The following is a 16,425-nucleotide window of genomic DNA, read 5'->3' as shown; positions in this document are numbered from 1 at the left end:
GAGAGAGTGGATACTTTCTTGGTTTAACGTTTTTTTATTTGTTTTAAGAGTATTTGTAAATCTTTAACATGAAATCTTACAGACATGAAGTGACAGGTAGTAGGTAACAGACTATAATAGAATAGTATGGAATTTATATGAAAATACTTTTAATAAATAGAAGAGGTGCTAATACATGGAAGGGCCAGGGGTCAAGGCTGAAAATGAAAGAGCGTTTAGTAGAAAGTGGATTGTAGGCATTATTGTTGGTTTGTTCGTTATGGCAGCTGTTGGTGGAGTGATTGCGGCACAAATGACGAGTCAGCCTAAGCTACAATTTACGACGATTGCTAAACCAAAGAAAAATGAACTGAATACGTTAAAAGGTCAAGTCGTACCGAGCGAGGTACAGGTTGTATACGCTGATTCTAAAAAAGGAAATGTCCAAGAAGTATTAGTAGAAGAAGGACAAGAGGTTGCTGCAGGAGATGAACTGTTTTCTTATGAAAATGGAGAGCTTGAGCGGTTATTAAGTCAAAATGCAGCGGCTCAAGAGCTCGCACAATTACGTGTTTCTCAAGCAGATAGTTCAATCAGTGACATCCGAAGCGAAATGGCAACGTTAGAAAGCAATGTGTTAGTCGAATCAGAATCGACAATGAGCGTTTTTATGTTAAAAAGAGAGCTAGATGATCAAGAAAATAGTAAAGAGCTCGCACAATTAGAGCTTGAAAAGGCAAAAGCAGAGCAGCAAGCACTTGAATCACAAAAGAATGAGTTAGCGGTTGTAAGTGCAATCGATGGAATTGTGACGCACGTAGAGGACGCAGCTAATGCTGACAATCAAACACCTCTTATGACGATTTTGTCAAAAGAGCCGTATCAAATTGAAGGTGTGTTAACAGAACGCCAACGCAGTGAGCTTGAAGAAGGCTTTCCTGTTAAAGTAACGTCAAAGTCGGCTCCTGAGCAATTGTGGTCAGGTAGCTTTGCTACAATTGATAACTATCCGCAGCTTGATCAGCTTCTTTCCATTGTAGGAGAAGAAGAGAAGAAAAAGAAGCAACAGTCAACGTTTAGCTTCCGTATCGCACTAAATTCAACAGATAAGCTGTATTTAGGTTATCCAACAGACATTCGTGTAGAAATTCCTTCTGAAATGGAAATTACGATTCCAAAGCAAAGTGTACGTGAAAAAGAAAAGAAAACATTCGTGTATGTTGTGAGTCAAGGTAAGCTAAAAAATCGCGAAGTCGTCTTAGAAGAAGTCGATGAGAAAACGTATCGCGTGTTAGAAGGCTTAAAGCATGGTGAGACGTATGTAGTAAACCCAAAAGCTTCTCCAGAAGTAAAAGCTGGGATGGAAGTGAAGGTCAAATAACAGGTTATATAAAAAGGCAAAGAATGAGCTCTTTGCCTTTTTTGTATACAAAGAATGAAGGTGTGATTCTAGCTGAACGTGTTACTCGTCAATGGATGGACGCTGCTGCTTTTTCATTTCGCTAGTTAAGTCATCAATACTATGGCGGATATTACCTTTACCTGAGTAGTTTTCGATAAGCTCTTTCACATCGATGCCGGAGGATGCTTTTAAAGATTCTTGAAGCGTTGACATTAAGTTGGTGGCGTAGCTCGTTACTTTATTAGCTCCGCCGTTTTCACCGCTGCTTCCAGTGTCAACAACTGTAATTTTATCAATGTTTGATAATGGACTTGCGATTTGTTTTGCGTATTCAGGAAGCATTTTAATGATCATATCAAGGATGGCTGCTTGACCGAACTGTTCAAATGCTTCTGCCACCTTTTGCTTCGCTTCAGCTTCTGCAAGACCTTTAAGACGAATAATCTCTGCTTCCGATTCACCTTGTGCACGCTGCGCTTCCGCCTTGGCTAAGCCGTCGACGCGAACTCGCTCGGCTTCCGCTTTAGCCATCGCCTCAATTCGATATTTGTTCGCATCCGCTTCTGCCAGTTGCTTCGTTTTATCTGCTTCTGCTGATTGTTCAACGGCATAACGGTCTGCGTCTGCTTTTTTCTTTACTTCGGAGTCATACTGACGCTCACGACGAAGAATTTCTTTTTCCTCTAGTTCAATTTGCTTTTGACGTTCAATGATCCGAATTTGCATTTCTTGCTCTGTTACTTCTTGTTTCGCGCGAGCCGTCTCTAAATCGTACGCTTGGTCAGCACGGGCCTTCGCAATATCTTGCTCACGGCGGTACTCGGCCGTCTTTAACTGATTCATTTTTTCAGCTTCTGCAATTTCTGTTTTCCGCTCTAGCTCTGCTTTTTGCGCATCCTTATCGGCTTCTGCTCGCTTAATACGTGTTTCTTTCTCTGCCTCGGCCGTTGCGATGTCGGCGTCGCGCTTGACTTGAGCGATGCGCGGCTTACCTAGAGAATCCAAATAGCCATTCTTATCACGAACATCTTTAATCGTAAATGATACGATAATGAGCCCCATTTTTGCCAAGTCTTGCGAAGCGACACGCTGTACTTCTTGAGAGAATTTCTCGCGGTTTTTATAAATTTCCTCCACCGTCATTGACCCAAGAATGGAACGAAGATGACCTTCTAACACTTCACGTGCTTCTGTTTCGCGATCTTGTTTTGTTTTACCTAAAAACTGCTCGGCCGCCGTGGCAATCTCACCAATCGATCCACCAATTTTAATAATAGAGACACCGTCGGCCATCACGGGCACGCCTTGCTCTGTATAGACTTCAGGTGTGGAGACTTCTAGCTTGCTAGAAAGAAGACTAAGAGGCTCCGCTTGCTGAAAAACAGGTAAAACGAACGTACCACCACCGCGTACAATTTTAATTTTGTTTCCAGACTCATCAATGTGTACATTTTTGCTACCTAAATAACTACCGGTAACAATTAATGCTTCGTCTGGCCCAGCTGTTCGGTATTTCATAATGAAGATCGCAACAAATGCTAAAAGTAAAAAGACTACGATACCAATGACAATAAATGCTAATATGCCCATGACAACTCCTCCTTTAAATTAAGCTTCATATGGTACAACTGCCACATTTCCTTTTTCTGCTTCAATGATTAACACTTTTGTATCAGATGAAATCGGTACATTTCGATAACTAAAAGCGGGCTTTGAAATCGTTCCGCTTACACCTTCAATAATGACTTCACCAAATCCATCCTCTGGTATTGAGACAATTACCTTTCCAATTCGTCCTCTTAGTGATTCTTCTGTAAAAACTAGCGACTCTTCGGCCGATCGTAAAGGCACGAGAATAAACAAGTGAAGAAGGATCACGAGAATAAGTGCGACTACAAACGATAAGATAGCAATAAGAACTGTTGAAAAGGAGCTAGCTGCTTCAAGTAAATAGCCACTTGCACTAAAGATTGTAAAAAACGGGAAAATAAGCGCCACATTGAAAAGAGGAACCGCTTCAAATATCCCGTCCACCATATCTCCGAATAAAAGATACAAAAGTGTCAGACTCCCGCTAATGATAAGGATATAAAGATAAAGCGTTTGAATCGGTAAACCAACTATCTCCATCACATCACCACCTTGTATAAAACACTCTTATTTATTACATGCGCTCCTTTCCTTTTTATGATTGCTACCTTCTAATACGGACAAAATTGTAAAAAGGTTCCATTTTATTTCTGAAATTTCTGTTAGTTATATTTATAATGATTAGATTAGAAAGAAGAGAAAAAATAAATGTAACTGGTCATGATAGATTGCTAATGATTTATATGGGTAAAGAAGTAAAGTAGGACTTGAAAGGATAGTCATCATTGTCTTGATGTGTTATTATCAGAAAATAAAGAAAAATATTTTTATATAATATTTATACGATTTTATGTTTAAATATGATAATATATTTCTGTTCTCGAAAGGAATATGATAGAATCCTAGTAGAAGATAAGAGTGAAAAGAGAGAGGAGTTATGTTCATGAATAAAAAGAGATGGTCACTTTTGTTGGCGCTTACGCTTGTTTTATCGCTTCTATTGCCTAATTTCACAAGTGTCGCAACAGCGAAAACCAACCCAAAGGTATCTATGACCGTAAGTCAACCATTATTGTCGATCACAGAAGCACGTGATGTGGAAGTAGAGGTAGAGCTAAGCTATAAAGCCAACCTGAAGCATTTAACGTGGACGTTTGGTGGCAAAACGTTTGATGAGTGGAAGAAGTGGGACAGTAAAGCGGGGGATTTTACAGGTGATCCGTATCTTACATTTAAAGAAGAGCCCCACTATGTGAAAGGAACAAAGAAAGTAAAAGCAACGATTCACTTTGATTTATTATTCAATACAACAGATTTATCTCCACGTTCTATTCGCACAAAGTACCCTCAATTTTTAAACAACTATGAATTAGCCGTAACAGATCTGAAGAAAAAAGAAAAGGCGAGTGCATCACTTAAACTCAATGTTTACGATAGCTATCGTACATATGATGAGATAAAGAAAGAAATGGATGAGCTTGTGGCGAACCCTGGTAAAGGTCGCTACATTGAGTATAAATCGCTTGGGAAGTCTGTCCAAGGAAGAGACATGCATTTTGCTGTACTAGCAAAAGATAAGAAAGCGATTGATCGTTATTTAAATGACACCTTACCAAAAGCATTAGAAAATCCAGCACAGCTACAAAAGGAAATCAAATCTGGGACATTAAAAGACTATCAAATTCCAATTTGGTTTAATAACATTCATCCAGATGAATCCCCTGGTGTAGATGCGATGATGGATATTTTACAGCAATTTGCGACGAAAGAAGAAATCACGTATAAAGCAACAAATGAAAAAGGGGAAGAAGAGGAAGTGAAAATGAACGTGAAAGAAGCGTTGGATCACTTTATCTTCATCTTTAACCCAGGTCATAACGCAGATGGGCGTGTTAACAATACACGTCAAAATGCAAATGGATTCGACTTGAATCGTGACAATGGCTATCAAACGCAGAAAGAATCTGTCATTGTAACAGAAGAAATCGCAAAGTGGACACCGCTTTCGTTTATTGATTTACATGGATTTGTAAAAGACTTTTTAATTGAGCCTTGTACACCTCCACATAATCCAAACTTTGAATATGACTTATTAATGGATGGAATGATTGAACACGCTCATGCAATGGGGAATGCAGGTATCGCAAATACAAAGTACGACAGCTACAAAATTCCGCTATTAGACTATGAAAATGGCTGGGATGATGCAACTACAGCGTACACAGCGATGTACGCAATGTTTCACGGCGCAATGGGTCACACGGTAGAGATTCCTGATTTAAATGAAGAGTCGAACAAAGCGTTAGTGTATGCGAGTTTAGGCGCGATTAACTATTCACTAGAAAACAAAGACCGCCTATATACGAACCAACTTGAAATCTTCAAACGAGGTATTGAAGGAACAGAAAGCAAAGAAGTTGATAAGTGGCTTGTGAACCAAAAAGGTGATGTCATTGGTCGTGACTACGCAGAGAACGGACAATTCTTCCCAGATTACTACGCACTACCAATTGATCAGTCTTTACAGAAAAATGAGTTAGAAGTCTATAACATGGTCGACTATTTAACTCGTAACGGAGTGAAAGTAGAAGAAACAACAAAATCAGTGAAAATTGGAGATGTCACGTATCCAAAAGGAACATTCATCGTTCCGTTGCACCAAGCAAAACGTGGATTAGCGAATGCGGTGTTATCAAAGGGTGAAGATGTATCAGATTGGGATGCAATGTATGATTCTGTTATTACAAACTTCCCTGATTTAAGAGGCTTTGACCGCTATGCCATTTTTGAAAAAGGTGCATTTGCATCGCATGTAAAAGATGTTAGTGAAGCGGATAAGCCTGTTACAAATACAAAATTCAAAGAAGCAGACTTAATTGTGCCAAACACAAATAACGATGTCATTCGTGTGGTGAACCAGCTACTTAAGGATGGTAAGCCAGTACAAGTCATCACGGAATCAGGAGATGGCTACAAGAAAGGTGACTTTATTTTAAAACGTATTTACCTATCTCACTATAAAAAAGACTTCTTTATAGAAACGAAGCCAAAGAAGGGCAAGGTTCCGACAGTGGCGCTTAAAAAACCAATCGTTTCAGCAAATGGAAGTGCAGCGTTAAAATATGCATTAAAAGAGCTAGGGTTTGAATTAGGGGAAGCAAAAGATAGCGTCGTTGTCATTGACGACCAAGGACGCGTGAAGCCTGAACAAGGAAAAGCCTACATCTATGCAGGCGGAAGTGCGGCTCAGTTCTTAACGTCACAAAATATCGTTCCAGGCTTAGAAGCAAAAACAACGGATTACTATCATGAAGGTCTCTTAAAAGTAAATGTAAATCCTCATCCGTTAACAAACGGCTATGAGCCAACAGAATGGCTATATACAGGATCGGGAACGTGGTTTACAAGTGTTCCAAAAGATAGTGACGTGCTTCTTCAAGTGAGTAAAGATGATGACTATTATAGAGCAGGATGGTGGCCAGGACGGGAAGCAGTTAAGGGTCAAAACCTTGCCTTTACATGGTCAAACAATGGATATAAAATTACTGCTTTTGCGAATGATTTAACGTTCCGTGCTCATTCACAGCAAAGCTATCGCTTATTAGCTAATGCTATTTTTGAGCAATCAGTGAAATAAAAAGGTACGAGAAAAGGATGGCTACGTGGCCATCCTTTTTAGTGTTTCTATGAATCAATCTGCTGCTTTACCCTTATTAACATCGCACAAAATTGTGCACGAGTGATCTGTTCATTAGGGCGAAAAGCATCTTGTTTTGTAATGATTCCAAGCTTTGTTAGGTGCTGAATAGCTGCATAGGCATGGTGGGAAGAAGCTACATCGTGAAATGAATGAACCTTAGTCACTTGAGTGAGGTCTATTTTTAAGGCTCTTGCTAAGATGACGGCCATTTGTGCACGTGTTAGGTTCTCTTCAGGTTTAAATTTGTTTTCATACCCTTTCACAATCCCTTGATGATACGTGGATAAAAGCGAAATAAAGCCAGGTATGCTGACGGGCGTATCATCAAATGGTAAAGATAATGATGAAGGCAACGGCCACTGAAATAATCGATTTAACATCATGACGCTATGACGGCGTGTAATGGAATTGTTGGGCTTAAACGATCCATCTTCATATCCATTGATCAATTCTGCTTCATTCGCTTTTTTTATCTCTTCATAAGCCCAAAATGATGGATGTACGTCTTTTAATGTACTCGCAGCTTTTGCTTGACTGTTTTGAGCAGGCACATACGTTTCATAAAGAATGTCATCTTGTTGAGTAACGAATAGAGCATGAACGTCGATTTTCTTTCGAGTCGATGATGTGTGTGTCAATGTAAACAGTTGAAACGCTTCTTCTATCTTTTTCCGTCCTATGAGGGATTCATTGACAAAGAGTAGGGCATCCTTTTGCAGCAACGAAGCGCTCGTACCGAGTAAATAGCTTCCTCCACTACGTAACGGCTGGTTAGGCTTTAAATTTAACCATTCTGCAGCATAACTAGCTGGTTTTTGTAACAGAGCTTGGTCCACTTGTAAGAGTCCTTTACCTGTCCATTGGTCGTATCCGTTCTCTTTTATATCGACAGTGGTGCGTAGTAAGTGCTGTCGCATTGTGACGAAATCTAAGTGAGGATACGTTGCTTTTACTAAAGCGGCTGTTCCTGATACAAAAGGAGTGGCCATTGATGTCCCTCGCATTGTTTTATATTGCTGATTTAGATGAGTACTTAAAATAGAAGAGCCAGGAGCACTTATATCAACAGCCCATCCGTAGTTGGCGATGGAAATCGTTTCGTTGTTTGGCTCTGTACCCGTTACGGTTAAGACTCCTGGATAAGAGGCAGGGTAGATTTCATCCGTTGGCAAACGGTTATTACCAGCGGAAGCTACGACGAGAATATTCTTCTTTATCGCACCCATAATCGCTTCTCTGAGCATCGTCGTTTCACCTTTACCAGCTAAGCTCATGTTCATCACATCTACATCCATCTCAATAGCGTCTTCAACGGCTTGACTAATATCAAAGTCTGTTCCATTTCCAAACCCATCAAGGACCTTCAATGGAATAATATCAACAGGAGCATTTCCAATTATGCCTGTTATGCCTCTTGCATTATGTCCGCATGCTGCTAAAATGCCGGTTACATGTGTACCATGTCCAAATTGATCGTTTGCATAGGGAAGACTTTCTTTATAGTCTTTACTTAAGCTAACTAGCACATTTTCACAAAAATCTTCGTGCTGTGCCACGCCAGAATCAATGACTGCTACTCGCACATGATTAACGCCTACTACGTGCTTTATGGTAGGTATAGACGGCCATTTTTCAATGCCAGTTAGCTTGATTGTTAACGAAGAGTAGGTTTTATTCTTTGGTAACAAAACATCAAGTGTAGCGTGGCTGCCTGTATTTTGACCAATCAGCTTATTTTGTTCATCGTATACATGAAGGGACCATGAAGAGTGAACATTTTTTAAAGTAACTGAAAGTCGTGAGAGTGACATTTTGTTTCCAGTTAGTGTAAAATGAGAGGCGTTCAATGATTGTCCGGTATACGTGGCCTTTTGACCTGAATGCTCGTTTATGACCTGTTGGCCCTTTACTAAATTAACTTGTTTGTTTTTATATCGTTGTAGGGTTTGAGTGGAATTTATTTTTGATAAGGCCCATTGCTGTGAAAAAAGCGGATCATTGTAAATGTTATCTTGAGCTGTCACGCTTTTCGTGTAGTTAGGCTCTACATGGCTAACAAATGGCAGCTTTTCTATTTCATCTATTACGGAAGAGGGAGCAGAAAGGCTAACGACGTGATTGGTTGTATCTAAAACGATTGATGGATAAAGTTGAAGAAATGGACGAATGTGGTTTTCAGAATCAAGATAAACAAGCCAATCTTTCTGATCATGCTCACTTGCGCTTGCAACAGGTGAACAAAGTAAGAGTACGAATAGAAATGAAACGACTAGGCTTTGTTTTGACATGGTCATACCCCTCCTCTTCTAGCAATATTGTTACCTATCATTCTACTATAAATAGCTGAAAGAAAGATAAATGCATGTCGAAAATTTGACATAAAAAAAGAGGGCGTTCTCCAAGTGAGAAGCCCTACACAAAATGGTTTACCAACCAAAATCTTATCGTATGGACATTATACGAGAGATCATTTTGTTTTGCACCTTGTTAAAAATGGTATATTTTCTACTTTTTTTCTTTACATCTAGATGATTCCAATTAGCGGGATATTAGTCTTGGTAAATAAAAAGAGTAATTTAAGCCTTACTAACTGTTTTTATAAACAGAAGATTTTACCGGTTGAATATGTAGCGATTTCATATTACAGTAAAGTTACCAACCGAGGTTAAATATATATTTAGCCTCTTATTGCAAATAATCATTTTGGTTGTTTGCATTTGCGCTGCTAGCCTTTCGCTAGCAGCCTTTTTGCGTTTTAGGGCCTTTTTAGGATCAATTAGGAAGGTTTTAAGCATATGTGTAGGTTATGATGCTCTCTTTTTCGCTTCATTCTTTCTTGCCTTTTTTCCTTTTTTAGAGCAGTGGGCGTTTGAGATGCGTGATCTCTTCTTATTTTAGATAGGTCTTTCGATTTAAAATCGCTTATTTGATTAAAATAGTCATTTTGGAATAGTTTTGAGTTAATGGATAAGGAATAATCAAGAAAAAGGAGATATTATCCGTTAATTGTCAAAAAAAACATGCTTTTGTCCTTGAATTAGTTCTTGTTTTCTGTTTGTTAAGCCTCATTCCGTGGAAGTTGTAGTCCTGAATAAATAAATCACCCCCATAAATGAAACCCAGCTTTGTTATAATAAAGACAGTAAGTTATTCAACTAGCTATAAGAAAACGAATAGATAGACAGAGGTGAAATGAGATTGAATCGGTTCATTAGTTTGGTAATCATGATGTCTATCATATTGAGTATTACAGGTAATCATTCGCGCGATGCACATGCGAATAGCGCCTTATATTACCGAGACTTTTTAGAAGAAGCGTATTGGGCAGATGCGATGAAGTGGGCTGTTCGTGAAAACCTTATTGTGGGTGATGAAGACGAACGAAAGCTAAAGCCGGATGCTGCTTTAACAGAAGCTCAGTATGTAAGTATGATGCTGACATATTTTATTCCTGAAAAGATGAAAAGAACGTCTGAACCCTATGAAATCGCAACGAGTTATCATTTGTCCGTGAAGGGAACGGAGAATCATAAAAGCAATCAACCAATTCGTCGTGGAGATGCCGCACGGTTACTAGTCGAAGGCTTAATAGGTAAAGAAATGCCTGAAAAAGAAGCCATTCAGTGGCTTTATGATCAAGGATTATCGGCTGGGACACAAGATGAGTTAAAAACATATTTATCATTTAAACCAAATCAATCGTTAACAAGAGCGGAAGGTGCCACGCTTTTATATCAAATTCATATCAGTTCGTTACCAAAAGAATTAAAAAGAGTCAAAAAGGAAAAACCTCATTCGATTAAGCAAATTACCATTGGTGATCGTCAAGAGGATGTAGAAGAGGCGTTTGGTACATCAAAGCGAACATCGTTGAATGAGTATGGAACCTATTGGCATACATATCACAAAGAGTATGATCAATTTTTTATGGTGAGTTACGCACATGGGAAAGTCATTGGTCTTTATACAAATCATGATTTATTTAGTGGTGTCGAAGGTATTACACTTGGTTCAACGAAAGAACAGGTTCATAAGCAACTAGGTGAACCGCTTACATCAATTGAAAAGCAAACAGGTAGCTATGTCATTGAAGATGAGCAATATGATACGTATTTAGTGAACCATTTTTATATGACCTTCTTTTATGACCTTCATGATGAGAATAAGGTAGCGGCTGTGCAACTTATTGAAAAAAACATCGAACAAAATAAACAAGGGTTTTATGGCGTAAAAAGCGAAGAGCTTCGCCAAAGCTTTGAGGAGCAGCTCTTTGACTTGGTGAATGCGACGAGACGCAAGCACGGGTTATCTGTTCTAAAGTGGGACGAATCCATTTCAAAGACAGCAGTTCGTCATAGTAGCGATATGGCAACAAATCAATACTTTGACCACACTAATTTAGAAGGTCAATCACCTTTTGATCGTATTCATGATGATGGCATCCAGTATAAAATGGCTGGAGAAAATATCGCGATGGGGCAGTTCAGTAGTGTATTTGCTCATGAAGCACTTTTAAATTCGCTCGGTCACCGTCGCAATATTTTACAACCAAAGTGGAGACGCCTTGGTATTGGGGTATCGTTTGACCCTGATAATGTACCGTACTTCACTCAAAACTTTTACACACCTTAAAAGGACTTTTGCAAAAGAAGCCATTTGGCTTTAGTTGCAAAGGTCCTTTCTTTGTTTGTTTTCTTTTTGGTTCAAAGAGTATTTGTGAAAAAATGAAAAAATATTACATTATTTGTTAAAAGTATAGGTCATTTATCCGATATATGTAGTGTTTATGACAAAATGCTACAAAAGGATGAAAAACATGATGAAAAAGCTCGTTTTTATCGCAATTCTAGTGCTTCTATGCTCATTCGATACTCTCGCTCTAGCAAGCTCTCATTCGAAAGCTTTTGTTGCTCAACAAGAAAAGGTCATTTTCCAAAGTGTCAATGGCTCGTTAATAAAAGCTGGATGGTTGAAAAAAGGAGAGATGGTGCAAACGGTAGGAGAAACACGTAGTCATTACATTATTCACTTTTCAGATGGATATGGCTATGTAGGAAAAGATCTATTTACGCCAACAAATACCGTTAAAACAAGTCAAAAAATGGTCAGTAAAAAAACGGCCAGTCAAAAAACGCTCACTTCTGCTTTTCCAATTTCCGTTTATCGGAATAAGGGAGGCAAGGTAGTTGAAGTAGGGAAAATTAATGAAAGCGTTTCTTATGCCGTTATTGGAGATTATGGACCTAATTGGTATGAAATTAACTTTACTGGTTATCGTGCTTTTATTGCAAAAAAGGATATTAAAACGATGCCTCCCAAGTCTGAAAAGCCGGTAGAAGTGTTAGAAACAGTTCTTCCAATTGTTCCAAATCAAAACATCATCACGGTGAAGGAGACACCGATTTATATGAATGAAAACGGTACTCTTAAAGAAGTGGCGAAGGTTGATAAAGGGACACGCTATCAAAATGTAAGGAATTATGGAGTCAATTGGTATGAGGTAGAGAATAACGGAGCGAAAGCATTTGTTTGCAAGTGTAAGGTAAAGGTAGATCAAGGAATTCCGGTGCTCATGTATCATCATATTCTCACACAAGAAGAAAAAGCCAATTCTGTCTATGCAAATGCGAGTACGACAGTAACAGATGAAGAATTCTACGCTCAGATGGATTACTTAAAAGAAAACGAATATGAAACCATTACAGCTCAGCAATTATATGAATTTGTCATGGAAAAGAAATCACTACCAGGTAAAACGGTCGTTCTTACATTTGATGATGGAATTAATAGTACAGGGAAATATGCATATCCCAAGTTAAAGGACTATGGTTTTAAAGCGATTCAATTCATTATTTCTAATAGAATACCAGAGAACCCGCAACCATTTGATCCGAATAAGCTTCGTTTTCTTAGCGAGCAAGAAATGGCTGAAATGAGTGACGTTTTTGATTATGGAGGTCATACACATGGTTTGCACAATCTTGTAAGCAATGAATCAGACTTGTTATCAAAACCAAAAGAAGTCGTAATGGAAGATTTAAAAACAAATAGAGAAATCATTACGGATACAAGCTTCTTCGCGTATCCATTCGGAAGGTATAATGACACCACGATTCAACAATTAAAAGAAGTAGGATTTACAATGTCATTCACGACAGTTAACGGAAGAGTACAGCCGAATGATGATGTGTATCAGCTAAAGCGTCAAAACGTTCATCCTGGCATTAGCATTGAACAATTTGCTTCCATGATTGAAGATTGAAAATGAATGAACAGGGTCTGTGTCAAAAGAGCGAAAAGGTCTTATCTGACACAGACCTCTTTATTTTAATAGAAAGAACGCACTGTTTTTATAACTAAGAGCTTCGCAAAACTACTATTTTAATCTCTCACAGATTTTTAACCTACCTGATTAGACGTTTCCTGCTATTTAATTACTTGTAAAAATTACCATGGTTAAAAAGTAAATATCATCCTATTAATCCTATCATTACCTAATAGTCTTATAGTATTATACAATAGTACGACAAAATGAGGGATTTATTGTCAAAAAGTGATAGAAGAATGACGTTTTTAATTATATTTTCATAGATTGAAATAAGGAGTGAAATAGGGGAATGAAGTGGAAAAAAGCATTACTTGCAACATTACTTAGTGTTCAGGTTGTCGCGGTTGGTCTTCCTGCAAAAGAAGTGGAAGCGAATGTGTCAAGTGGAACGGTGAAAGAGAATGTTCAAGTAACACCAGGAGTGAAGTATCAAGATATTCGTCATGGAGGTACAACGCCGCAAGCTGTGCGTGTGATGGAAGTAAACATGGCGGATCCTTATACAAAAGTAGAGGTCGGATTGTCAAATCCTGTGACAAAGCGTTCAAGCGTTACAAATCTCGCCAAGGCTCAAACATATGAAGGTCATGCTGTTGTTGGTGCGATTAACGCAAGCTTTTTTCATATGAGCAATGGCCTGCCAGCCTACTTATTAGCTGTGAAAAATACAATTGTGAACCTCGGTGTCATTTCTACTGGGTTTGATGAGTACATGAGTATACCTACTGCTTTTGGTATTGCCAATGATGGAAAGCCGCTAATTGATAAGTTTGCTTATGAAGCAACGTTTACTCATAACAACAATCCGTTGCGAGTTTCTTCTATTAATAAAGAACGAAGCGCAAGCGAAGTTATTGTGTATACACCTCAGTTTAGCTATACAAGTACACGTACCAATACATATGGAATGGAAATTGTCGTAACCAATGTGTCAAAGCCAGTTGATCAAGGATTAACTTTCGGTGAAGTCGTAACTGGAACGGTACAAGCCGTCACGTCATATGGCCAAGGAAACTCAATCATTCCCGAAAATGGCTTTGTTCTATCGGTTCAGGGTGGTGCTTTAGCTGCTACGCTTTCTGATATCAAGGCTGGAGATCCGATTCAATTAACAATTGATATGGAACCAAAGTGGAAGAACGCAGAATATATTTTAGCAAGTGGACCGATGCTCGTCCAAGACAGCAAGGTATCAATGACAATTGATCCAAATAGTCCTCGTTCAAAAGAACGTCACCCTCGCACAGCGGTAGCGGTGGATAAAACGCGTAATAAAGTTTTCTTTGTGACGGTCGATGGACGACAATCTGGGTATGCAGCTGGTATGACATTACCTGAGTTTGCTCATTACTTAGTCAGCTTAGGAGCAGATCGTGCGTTGAATTTAGACGGAGGTGGGTCTACAACAATGGCTGTACGTCAAGTCGGTCATCAATATGCCACGTTAGCAAATCGTCCATCTCAAACAGCAGAGCGGGCCATTTCTACGGCATTACATGCTGTTAGTACAGCACCAGTAGGAGATGCTGTCCGTTTTCATGCAAGCTTAAAGCAAGAAAGCCCACTGACTCTTGGTAGCTCTGTCGAGATTGAAATAACAAATGCGTTAGATCGTTATAACAATGTTGTTCCCGTTGATTTATCAAAGGTGACGTTAAAAACAGAAGGTAGTCTAGAAGGAACGTTTAATGGGTTGCGCTTCACGCCAACAAAAGTAGGCGAAGGATCGATTGTTGTGATGTTCGGCCAAACAGCAGCGCGACTTCCGTTAAAAGTTATTGATTCACTCAAAGGAATTGCTGCTAGTCCAAGTCGTCTTACAATCGGTGAAAATGCGTCTGCTCAACTGATGGTTTCAGGAATTGATGAAGCAGGTAAATCGATTCCGTTAAGTTCATCTCTTGTAAAGTGGAGTATATCAACTAACATCGGAACCGTATCATCAGCGGGTCAATTTAAAGCGAATGGATTACCTGGAACAGGAACGATTACAGCAACTTATCGTGATCATACAGCTTCTATTCCAGTCACAATTGGTGGTCAGCCAACACTCGTTTCCTCACTTGACGATGTGACACAATGGACAAGCTCTGCGGCTCGTTCGACAGCATCCATTACAAGCAGTGAGCATATAACGGAAGGAAAAAGCGCAGTCAAGCTACAGTATGATTTTACTTCTGCTCAAGGTGAAATTGCTGCTGGCTATGCAAACGCAAAACAACCAATTGCCATTTCTGGTGCACCTTCAAGCTTAGGAGTGTGGGTATATGGAGACGGAGCGAAACATTGGTTGCGTGGCAAGATCATAGATGGAAGTGGCAACGAGCATACCCTTAACTTTACAGCAGAAGGTGGTCTTGATTGGACAGGTTGGAAGCATGTAAGAGCAACGATTCCGAACAACCTCCCATTGCCACTGACGTTTAAACAAATCTATGTAGCAGAAGTATATAAAGAAAGACAAGGTAAGGGAGCCCTTACGTTTGATTCGCTACAAGCTTTTTATCAACAAAATCCAACCGTCACACAGCCAAAGCCAGCTCCAGTGAATACGTCATTTAAAGATGTACCATCAACACATTGGGCGTATAAAGAGATTGGTGATTTAGTTCAACAAGGTGTCATTACTGGTTATGAAGGTCAAATCTTCAAACCAGAAAACTCTTTAACACGTATGCATGCGGCGTTACTATTAGCGAAAGCATTAAAGCTAGATACATCGACTCCTGTTAATCCGAACTATCATGATGTTCCAACAACGCATATGTACTATAACGTCATTGCGACTGTTGCTAACAAAGGCATTATGACAGGGAAAGGCAAAGGGACATTTGATCCGACTGGTACGTTATCACGAGCACAAATGTCAGCTATTTTGACTCGTGCATATAAATTAACGGGTACGATTACGAAAGATTTTAACGACGTACCAGCGACACATTGGGCATACAAAGACATTTCGGCTCTAGCAGCCAATAAAGTAACGGTGGGCTATGAAAGTGATCATACCTTCAGGCCTGAGCAAGCTGTTTCACGAGCACAATTTAGTGCCTTTTTATATCGTGTAAACAAGTAAGAATGATGGAGCCTCAGTAATAGAAGAAAGGTCGTTTTGGCAAGAAGGCCTTTCTTTAAGTTACTGGTTCTAAAATGGTAATGAATAGACATATTTTCCTATTTGTCGACTAAAAGGGTCTTTTTTCTTAAAGGTTTCCAAAATAGGTCGATACATAAAGGTGTATGTAACTCTAAGCAGTCGTCATCCCCTATACATGAGTGGTCTCATTTGCATGGTAAATCTTCAAGAAAAGGTTTCAAGGAGGCCTAACTGTTTAAAAAGTGTCAGGTGATTATGTGATTGATAGAGAGAATAGGGATTTATTTCTGTTTAGGACCGGAAGAAATAAGGATAAAAATGGGTTGATT

Annotated in this window: 8 protein-coding genes; 5 read left to right on the top strand and 3 right to left on the bottom strand. The window is 39.2% G+C overall.

What is annotated here, in order from left to right; all coding sequences use genetic code 11:
* Positions 1-175: 175 nt before the first annotated feature.
* The gene (locus JOC83_RS14005; protein ID WP_205188012.1) at positions 176-1,360 is read left to right on the top strand and encodes an efflux RND transporter periplasmic adaptor subunit; all 1,185 of its coding nucleotides are present in this window, start codon (positions 176-178) and stop codon (positions 1,358-1,360) included.
* An 81-nt stretch (positions 1,361-1,441) separates the two neighbouring features.
* Here JOC83_RS14005 and JOC83_RS14000 read toward each other — a convergent pair whose 3' ends face one another.
* Entirely contained in the window at positions 1,442-2,971 is a 1,530-nt protein-coding gene (locus tag JOC83_RS14000) for a flotillin family protein (RefSeq protein WP_205188011.1), read from the bottom strand.
* Positions 2,972-2,989: 18 nt separating this feature from the next.
* Positions 2,990-3,511, bottom strand: coding sequence for an NfeD family membrane protein (locus tag JOC83_RS13995; protein WP_205188010.1), 522 nt, complete (start codon positions 3,509-3,511; stop codon positions 2,990-2,992).
* Positions 3,512-3,914: 403 nt separating this feature from the next.
* On the opposite strand from JOC83_RS13995, the gene JOC83_RS13990 reads away from it, so the two are divergent.
* Positions 3,915-6,608: a M14 family metallopeptidase gene (locus tag JOC83_RS13990; RefSeq protein WP_205188009.1), complete on the top strand. Its 2,694-nt coding sequence runs from the start codon at positions 3,915-3,917 to the stop codon at positions 6,606-6,608.
* 47 nt (positions 6,609-6,655) lie between these two features.
* Here the strand turns inward: JOC83_RS13990 and JOC83_RS13985 are convergent, their stop codons facing one another.
* On the bottom strand, positions 6,656-8,959 hold the full coding sequence (locus JOC83_RS13985; RefSeq protein ID WP_205188008.1) for a S8 family peptidase: 2,304 nt from the start codon (positions 8,957-8,959) through the stop codon (positions 6,656-6,658).
* A gap of 910 nt (positions 8,960-9,869) precedes the next feature.
* Here JOC83_RS13985 and JOC83_RS13980 point away from each other — a divergent pair.
* The 3 genes from JOC83_RS13980 (at position 9,870) to JOC83_RS13970 (ending at position 16,075) form a co-directional block, all read left to right on the top strand.
* Positions 9,870-11,303, top strand: a complete 1,434-nt coding sequence (locus JOC83_RS13980) for a CAP-associated domain-containing protein (protein ID WP_205188007.1) — start codon at positions 9,870-9,872, stop codon at positions 11,301-11,303.
* 187 nt (positions 11,304-11,490) lie between these two features.
* A complete protein-coding gene (locus JOC83_RS13975; RefSeq protein WP_205188006.1) occupies positions 11,491-12,933 on the top strand; it encodes a polysaccharide deacetylase family protein in 1,443 nt (480 codons plus the stop codon).
* Positions 12,934-13,288: 355 nt separating this feature from the next.
* Complete coding sequence (locus tag JOC83_RS13970; protein ID WP_205188005.1) at positions 13,289-16,075, top strand: phosphodiester glycosidase family protein; 2,787 nt, start codon at positions 13,289-13,291, stop codon at positions 16,073-16,075.
* Positions 16,076-16,425 lie beyond the last annotated feature (350 nt).

It is taken from the genome of Priestia iocasae (assembly GCF_016909075.1).
Taxonomy (GTDB): Bacteria; Bacillota; Bacilli; order Bacillales; family Bacillaceae_H; genus Priestia; species Priestia iocasae.
Note: the sequence above shows the minus strand (reverse complement) of the source record. Positions and strands in the feature narration are given on the sequence as shown.